Below are 7,963 nucleotides of genomic sequence, written 5' to 3' on the forward strand. Positions count from 1 at the left end.
GCTGAGTAGCGACGGGCATAATAGAGAGGTATCGTAACCGAAAAATACTAAACGTTTACGCCCGCTTAACCAAGCCAAAATTTACCAGCTTTCCGAGGCCCTGGGTATACCTTACTTTATGTTAAGAGATAAAATTCAGATAAGGGAGTCGCTTTCTAGAAGCGCTCAGCACGGAAAAAGTACTGTTTACTACTAAAGGGGCACGTATCCTGGTTGGTTAGGCTGGCGGGCGCGTCCATATAATTCTTGAGGAGAGAGAGTTAGCTAGGGGACGAGACTTGAGAAGCCCGTACTCATACTTGTAAGTTGGGTCATCTAAGTCAAAAAGTCGCCAGGATAGACCCCGTCTTGGAGCATGAACGACATGGTAGCACTGATTTCAATCAGGCCTGACCCTCGAGCACCTAAAAATTCTAAATGCTCAACATTGGCGAGAGACGTTTCAAATTGAGGACGTAACTCCAAGTTTTTGGTATAGAGTGTGGCACCAGGCCGGGGTTGCTGATAAATCACCATACGGTCCGCAATAGTCGATTCGTCAACCCGCAAATCAGGTAACTCGTCATCCTCAGGCAGTAGTGGCAATGCTCCTACGATAGACCAGAATCCATGCCTAAGGGTGGGGAGCCGGCCTGCAAGTAGGATGGGTTGCATCAGGTAGGTATGCAGGAGAGCCGCGTCAATAGGTTCATCGACCAACGAACGGTAATCAAAAATCTTGATGAGGTCTGGATAGGACTGGTTGCCTTGTACACCAATGACATTAACATATTTCGCGTAAGCGAAGCCCCAGTTGTGGTATAGTGGTATCCGTAAAATGTGCCCAGACTTAAGCCGTTTCGCCATATTGTCTTTTAGTAGTCAATTTATGATAAATAGAAGCCAAACATAAGGCTACTTATTGAGGCTGTCCGAGAAGTCGTTTTATGATAAGTATGAATAATCGTAAACGGACTTATTAAGACTAGACTGAAATTATCAGCCAATTCATAGGTGAACTAAGTGAAAGGGCAACTGGGAAAAAGGCCGCTGGAGCCCACAGCTTATCCAACGGCCTTTTTCTCGTGCTATGGCAGTGCGCCCGGTTAGGATTTTGCCAGCCAGTTGCAGAGCATCAGCCCAAACAAGGCCAACGCGGTGCAGAAAAAGCGGAAGTCTATCTCCTGCCTCCATAATGCCGCCCGTTCCTGGCGGGTGAAGGGGTCGAAAGGCAGGTTTCGCCGCCGTTCCATCAGGGCGCGGCCATACTGGTAGAGGTAATAGCCAGCCGTGGGTATGCCGCCCAGCAACAGGCCCCAGCCCAGCAGCACAAACATGTCATATGTATTCATCAGGGTGCAGGAATAAGTGAAAAAATGCAGCAGCAGTAAGGGCTAGCTTCGTTCACGCTCCATCAACGTGGACCCACCACCCGATTCCCGGGCTACGTCACGCGCGCCCTGCAGGCGGGCGCCCCGGTCTTCCCCATTTTCCTTCACCTGGATACCACTGCTGTTGGCGGCCTTGTCCAAGGTGTCGTTGATGTGCTGGATGTTGGGCGTTTTGGTATGGTAGCTCACCGGCATCTCGACGTGGTTGCCGACTACTTTGGCCTCGCCGACGATGGCCCCTCCCTTACTCAGCTCGCCGCCGATGGTCTCGGCGCGGGCCTTGCCCTTCTCGGGCGTATCATCAATTGAAATCACGGCCTGGTTGAACTTGCCGGTGCGCGTTTCCAGCTCCGGCCCCGGCTGCTGGGGCTTCTGTTCCTTTACCTCGATGCCTTCGCTCTTCGCGGCCGTATCAAGCACTTTGTTTACGCGCTCCAGCTGCTCCTGCTGGGTTTGGTAGGAATAGCGGATGGCAGTACCGGGAACACCGTCGCTCCGTTCCCCCCTGCCCCGACTTGCGCCCCGGCTTTCTGCAGGGCCTCGCGCACGGTGGCCGAGCGCGTGCGCTCCTCCTCCGTGTCGCTTACCAGCACCACCCCTTGCCGCCAATTGCCCGGGCCATGGGGCGGGCCGGCCGCGTAGGCCGATGCAGCCGCAACCGTTGTGCCACTGATGGCCGGTACTTCACCCCCCGTACAGGCGTTGCCGCTCCCGCTGCTGCGTCATGGATTCCTCCAGGTTAATTCCGGGTTGGCGGCCTGCTGTTTCCAAAGTCTGGGCTATGCCGGCGCTCTGTGGGCCCAGCGGATAGCCTCGCCGTGAAATGCTGGCGGCTCAGGTCCTGCCCGCTCTCGCGCTTTTGCAACTCGCTGACGATGGCCCCCTGTTGCTGCAGATCCTGACGCAGCTGCTGGGCGCGTTGCTGCAGGCCTTCCTCAACGATACTGATGCCGACTGTCCGGAACGGCTGCTCGCTCACGCTGGTCGTCGTGGCCACGGCCGGCTGGAGGTGCTGGCGCGGGTTCATTGGCCCGTTCCGGGGTGCGCACGGCGGGGCTGCCTCTACGGCCCGCTCAGCGCCTGGGACCGAGGTGCTTGCCTGCTGTGGCCCGGTTTACCTCGCGGGCCGCGCGGTGGGTTCCTAATACCTCCAGCACTTTGTCCTGCGGCACGGCGGCGGGATGGTAGCTGACGACCATTTCGCGGCCACCAGCCCCATCGGGCAGGGTACCGCCTACCTGCGCTCCTACTTTTACCAATTGCGCCGCCACCGGTGCCAGCTCATCATCGCGCCGGTCCCGCAATACCTGCGTTTTTAAGCCTTCCGCCGGATAGTAATCGCCAGCTTTGTTGCCCCACGCTGGCTGGACCAGTGCCCTGTTGCCCGCCAACGGCAGCCTCGCAGCCTGGGTCCTTGGGGTGGGTTGCCTCCGGGGCCGAAGTTCAGGAAACGCCGGGTTCGCGCTAGCGCCGCTCCAACTCCCAGCTACGTTCCATGGCCCTGAGCCACCCCGTTCCTTGTAGAGTACTGTATCGGCTTGCTGCGCGGCCCGTAGCTACTCCTGTATCTGGGGTAGCTCGGGCTGGTCGATGCGGTAGCCCACCATGATGCGCAACGCTCGCGGCCAGCTGGGTCGCGGTGTCGTTCCACGGCCGTAACAGACGCCCCGGCTTGCTCAAAGTCCTTGCGCATCACCGCAACTTATCCTCGTTGCTGGCCGCCTGCCCGGCATATTGATTTCGGCATAGCGGTAAAGGTGCTCCACGGCCGGGGAGCCGCGCTGCTGCTCGGTGGCTAAGGTCGAATGCTGGCGCTTTTGACGCCCCTACTTCCGGCTGTCCCCCCCGCTCCAACTCCAGCAGGCGCTCGGCTGACAAGGCCGGGTTGCTCATTGAGCGCCGGAAGCTGGCCCTCCTTTCTGCGTTTCCGACAAAAGCCGGTGGATCTGCGGCAGCTCCGTCTGGTCCAGGCGGTGAAGCGACCATCGCCAAATATGTACGCCCCTGCCGGCTCCTGCTGCAGCGGGCTGGGGGTCCCGCCGGCCCGCTCCAACTGCCGCACTGATTCCTGCAGACGCTGCGCATTTTCCACACCACTACCAGCCTCCAACTGCACAAAACGAACCGGATGCGAAGCATCAGGCGTGTGCATACTGCGCGGCACTTCCTCGTAGCTTGGGGCTTTAGTTCCGGCTCCCTCCATTGCTTTTTTCCCGGAAAAATTTGGTCCAGGCCTTCCATAAGGTGCATACCTCCTCCCAGCTCGCTGGCACTCCTGCCCGCGGCCGCTACAAACGGCTTTGAAAGTCAGCTGACGATTGTTTTTATACCGGTGTTTTTTCCAGTCTGCTCCGGACGTCGTTCCAGCGCATCCGCCGTGCGCCGGGCCGTTTGCCCTATGCTCGACCTGCTGCCGGCGTGGCTCCGCCTCATCGCTCCCGGTCAGCGTTAGCCAGGCTTCGCAGGCCTCCTTTGCTGCCGGGCTCCTTCTTCCACTCTACCGGGGCTGCGTTTTGGGCGCATCTGGCACGTTCCCGATGCCCAGGGGATTCTGCTCCGTTTGATAAGCAATGCGTAGCTCCTCGCGCACGAAGCCCGCCGGCGCTTCGACGCGCTGCTGTACCAGGATGAGGACGCCGTCGAGCGCAGATCATCCAGGATCTGTGGGGTACGCGTAATAACGTCCTGGGCCTCTGTCAGGCGGACCGGGCCAGCCCACCCTTCACCGGCTTCCCCAACGCTTACGCGGCGTTCCACATCGTAGCGGTTGCCGCCATTTCACTCATTTGCCGGGTAACTCGGCTGATGGCGCCCATGACGGAGTCCTGTAAATGAAAGCCTAACCAGCTGCGTCTGCTCCCTGCCTGAGCTCTGCCCCGCCAACGGGGCGATAACCCCCCGCTTTTCGCACCACATCGGCCTGCTCCCGCAGCTCGGGGCTTACAGCTGGAAATACGCTGGTCACGAGCGTAGGATTCTGCATTCAGCCCTGCTGGATGGATACGTTGGGCGCAGCGAGTTTACCGCCCTGCCGGCAGCCTGTTCTTCCTGGCTGAATACGGCGGCCCCCGCCAAGCTGCTAGGCCTGCGCGGGCTCCTCGACCATCACGCCGGGACTGCGCTCAGCGGCCCGCGGTACGGCTTCTACGCCTGCAGCCGCCTGGCTTCAGGAGTGCCGGATCATCAATGCAAATCTATCCATCGCTCTTGGTTTCCTGGAGCAACTTCGCGCTGCACGATGTTGCCCACGCCGGCGCCCACAGCCAACAGATCCGAACATACGGGTACGCCCAGTTTTCTCCCCGGCTTTTTCATCGAGTACTATTACAGCGCCTCGCTGCACACCACTCCCCCTAGTTCCTGAACCGTCTGGTAGCGCTCATGCATTGACTTGTCCGCCTGCTGCACGGCCCCCAGCACCAACGGCCCTGGCTGCCGCTTTTCCTGCAGGGCTGCAAATTTCTCCGCTATCGCTATCGCCCCATTCAGGTTTTTCGCGGTCAAGGCCGGTAAAGGCATAATATCCCGCTCCAGTACATTCCGGCTTATTTCAGCAGAATCGGGCCGCCTGCGGGGAGTTGCTTGCTCTTCGAGGCCTTTGCTTAACTCCTTCGTAGCTGCGCTGAAAACCGCCCTACTGTTCCCAAAACTGGCTATCCGGCAGCTCTACTGGCTTAACAGCGGGGGCGGTTGTTAGCTGCCGACGCTCCTGCGCGTGCGCCTCGGTTTCAGTCAGCGTGACGCCAGGGGCGCGCGTGATAATTTCCAGCGCTGGAGCTGCTGATTGCCTTGCGTTGTGGATCGGGGTCGGTCACCAGGTACTGCGCCTGCAGGTGCGTGGTGCGCACACCACTGGCGTGGTCAATTTCCTGTTTCCGGTCAAGGATTGATAGGCCAGCCTTACGAAGGTCCCTGCTCAATCTGGCCGGCTGCTCCGCCCCCATTCTGCCGCTGGCCTTGTTCGACAATCTCCAGCATCAAGGGGCGCTCGATGGGCGAAAACATAGCCTGCTGGGCAGTCACCCCTTTGTCGAATCCGGCCTGCTCGCGGGCGCGCTGCATCCACTGTTCCGTTTGCTGATCGGTCAGATCTAAGTTATAATCTTGCTACTCAGGGCCCGCTATCAAAAACCCAGGCGATTGTCTACGCTCCGCCCCAGACATGCCCGCTTCACGCTGGGCGTGCAGCTCCTGCAGCAAACCGCCCAGCTGGCGGCGATTGGTCGTTAATTCACCGTCACGCGGGCTACAGTCTGGTCGCTGCGTGCGGACCAGCTCCAGCAGCGACGCGGCTTGCTCTCCCCCTTCCCTTGCGCCTGACGTCTGCAGCCTTTCACCACGGGCTGGCCACGACCGCCCTCCCCTCGCGCTGGCGCTCGGTTTTCAAGGTGACTTTCAAATCCGTGTGATACTCGCCCCCGCATTCGGTTGCCGAGTAACGTTGCCGCGCTGCTGCTCGGGCGTTTCACTACCTGTTTCCAGGGCCCACGTTTTGCCGCGGTGCCCGGAAGTCGTTCATGTGGTGGGGGTTGAAGCGCACCCCGGCCGCATCGTTATCGTTGCATAGCACCACCTCTTTCCCATGCTGCCGGTCGATGTCTTTTTGCATCAACTCCACCTGCCGCTGCGAGACGGTGCCGCTGCTGGTGATGTACATGGTACTTGGCCCTGATCCGCCTGGCTGCTCCAGCTGGTACTTGCTCATGGCGTCAATTGAAACTTTCCCCGATGACGATACACTCTACGGCGCTCCCCTTGCCCTGCGTAGGGTGGCTGACCCAGATGCCGTCGCAGGATCCGGGCATCAGTGACGGGAAATTGGTTGCGCTCCTCTGTAGGACGAAAAACCACCTTCGATGAGCAGCGGGAACACCGTGTTCTTATGCGGGCCGTTCTGGCCCGGTCCCGGCGGCCTGCCCTTTCAGAGGCCGGGGCGTTGATCGTCTCGTCGCTCAGGCCCCGCTCACGCAGCAAGCCCCAATCCGTCAGGGCCGGCTGTACGCCCAGAGTCCGCTTCAGCAACTCATCTCGCCGTTGGGGGGGTCCTCCGGCACCGAGGCATCCGGCCCCCGCTCGGCCTGGCGCGTGCGCGTCGGTTCCGGCCACGGGGCCAGCTGCTACCGATCCTCCCCGAAGCGCCCTCTCCCAGGTACTGACGCAGCTGCTGCCGCGTCTGGCCTAGGTTCAGACCATCGGGTCTTTACAAAGTCTACTACCGAGCCGCTGTCCTTCGTGTCGTGGGCGTTTCTCTGCCACAGATCTTGCCTTCCATCACTTTTTGCTGACAATCAGGTTTCCCCTCCCTTCTCAGCTTATGCCGGGAGTCGTTACAGACCTTGTCGGTAATGTCATACCCCAAGCAGCCGGTGGCCAGGGGCACGATAAATTATTTGGTCTTTGAAGCCCGTTCCAGCTCCGAGTCGTCGTTTGGCCGCGGGCGGCCCCCGTTGGTGTGGTGAGTTCATGGGCAGTTGGGGATGAAGAAGGAAAATGGACATTAAGTAGACAATACTACCCAATGAAGCCTCCTTTACCACGCAATTAATCTTAATTGCTGTACTGCGATTAGAAAAAATTGCGCAAAGTCTTTTTGATTCGGTTTTTTCTTTATCTTTAACGGCGAAATGCAATCTAAGTTAATCGCGTAAAGCCGCGTAGAACCCTTCCGCTTTATCTGATTCTCGCGCCGGGTGAAAGCTTTCCGGCATGGGTATCCTGATGCGTGTGGTGATCAAGCGCATGCGGCGAGCAGCCCACAAACGGGAACAGAATAAGCGGTTTGGCGGCTCTCAAACCACTGCCCCGGGCAGAATCCTAAGATGCTGCCACGCAGCACGCCGGCGGGCCCGACTTTAATCCCACCAAGCAGCCTAAACAAGTATGCAAGAGTACCTGGGCAACCCAGTCGAAGTGGACCTCGTGCTTAACGCTGAAAGAACCAGCCTTTATGGAGGCCTGGCCCTCCATTCCCCCTCCTTTTTCACCATTACCCTTTCTCATTTTTTCTTTTCTAATTGCCATGGACAGTTCAAAGCAAAATCACTGAGGCCTGGATCAGGCCTGGGAGCTACCTCACCGTGGTGGCCTGATGCAACAAATCAACATGAACAAGGCTGATCTCCACTGTCCATGGCCAGTGGGACCGCCACCCCATCAGGGCAGGCTGATGGCCGCTGATTGGCTTTATCAGAGCGACTGAATGCCACCAGAACTAATGGCGTCAGCTCACGATGACTTCCTTCAAAGCCCTGATGTTGCTTATCATACCAGGGCGCTCTATGGGATGTTCCTGAAATGATCGGCCTGGTTAAAACCGCCAGGAAGTTCATCAGTGGCAAACGGACTATATCGACCAGCATGATGTGGCTGGCCAGCAACGTCGTTATCTCTTCTGGGGCTTCAACTCACCTCAAATCTCAAATCATCAGGCAACACCGGCAACAGCGGTGGCGGCGGTAACGTGGAATAATGAACGCAGTAGGGCGGCACCTGCGCCGCCCTACTTCTTCTTTTTCATAAGCACGTTCGATGCGCTCCTACAAAAAGCATTGAAAGGCCGGCCCAGGTTCTCGGAATGGATATCCAGAGCCTGG

The 7,963-nt window shown here is 58.7% G+C and carries 9 protein-coding genes; 1 reads left to right on the top strand and 8 read right to left on the bottom strand.

Annotated features, from left to right (window positions below; translation table 11 throughout):
- Positions 1–315: 315 nt before the first annotated feature.
- From LRS06_RS22460 to LRS06_RS22495, 8 genes are all read right to left on the bottom strand, one after another.
- Positions 316–846, bottom strand: coding sequence for an immunity 26/phosphotriesterase HocA family protein (locus tag LRS06_RS22460; protein WP_257873613.1), 531 nt, complete (start codon positions 844–846; stop codon positions 316–318).
- Between the two features lie 239 nt (positions 847–1,085).
- A complete protein-coding gene (locus tag LRS06_RS22465; RefSeq protein WP_257873489.1) occupies positions 1,086–1,331 on the bottom strand; it encodes a hypothetical protein in 246 nt (81 codons plus the stop codon).
- A gap of 42 nt (positions 1,332–1,373) precedes the next feature.
- Positions 1,374–1,790, bottom strand: a complete 417-nt coding sequence (locus LRS06_RS22470) for a hypothetical protein (RefSeq protein ID WP_257873490.1) — start codon at positions 1,788–1,790, stop codon at positions 1,374–1,376.
- A gap of 319 nt (positions 1,791–2,109) precedes the next feature.
- Complete coding sequence (locus tag LRS06_RS22475) at positions 2,110–2,397, bottom strand: hypothetical protein (RefSeq protein WP_257873614.1); 288 nt, start codon at positions 2,395–2,397, stop codon at positions 2,110–2,112.
- 46 nt (positions 2,398–2,443) lie between these two features.
- Positions 2,444–2,674, bottom strand: a complete 231-nt coding sequence (locus LRS06_RS22480) for a hypothetical protein (protein ID WP_257873615.1) — start codon at positions 2,672–2,674, stop codon at positions 2,444–2,446.
- A 2,020-nt stretch (positions 2,675–4,694) separates the two neighbouring features.
- Entirely contained in the window at positions 4,695–4,874 is a 180-nt protein-coding gene (locus LRS06_RS22485; RefSeq protein WP_257873616.1) for a hypothetical protein, read from the bottom strand.
- A 396-nt stretch (positions 4,875–5,270) separates the two neighbouring features.
- A complete protein-coding gene (locus tag LRS06_RS22490) occupies positions 5,271–5,432 on the bottom strand; it encodes a hypothetical protein (RefSeq protein WP_257873617.1) in 162 nt (53 codons plus the stop codon).
- Between the two features lie 406 nt (positions 5,433–5,838).
- Positions 5,839–6,075, bottom strand: coding sequence for a toprim domain-containing protein (locus LRS06_RS22495; protein ID WP_257873618.1), 237 nt, complete (start codon positions 6,073–6,075; stop codon positions 5,839–5,841).
- 1,657 nt (positions 6,076–7,732) lie between these two features.
- Here LRS06_RS22495 and LRS06_RS22500 point away from each other — a divergent pair.
- Positions 7,733–7,963: hypothetical protein (locus LRS06_RS22500; protein ID WP_257873619.1), on the top strand; the 231-nt coding region annotated here is incomplete at its 3' end.

It is taken from the genome of Hymenobacter sp. J193, from assembly GCF_024700075.1.
Lineage (GTDB): Bacteria > Bacteroidota > Bacteroidia > Cytophagales > Hymenobacteraceae > Hymenobacter.

Bases quoted from the DNA above. Each gene is read 5' to 3' on its own strand.
- LRS06_RS22490 (WP_257873617.1), bottom strand. From the start codon at position 5,432: ATGCAGCGCGCCCGCGAGCAGGCCGGATTCGACAAAGGGGTGACTGCC.
- LRS06_RS22475 (WP_257873614.1), bottom strand. From the start codon at position 2,397: ATGAACCCGCGCCAGCACCTCCAGCCGGCCGTGGCCACGACGACCAGC.
- LRS06_RS22460 (WP_257873613.1), bottom strand. From the start codon at position 846: ATGGCGAAACGGCTTAAGTCTGGGCACATTTTACGGATACCACTATAC.
- LRS06_RS22495 (WP_257873618.1), bottom strand. From the start codon at position 6,075: ATGAGCAAGTACCAGCTGGAGCAGCCAGGCGGATCAGGGCCAAGTACC.
- LRS06_RS22465 (WP_257873489.1), bottom strand. From the start codon at position 1,331: ATGAATACATATGACATGTTTGTGCTGCTGGGCTGGGGCCTGTTGCTG.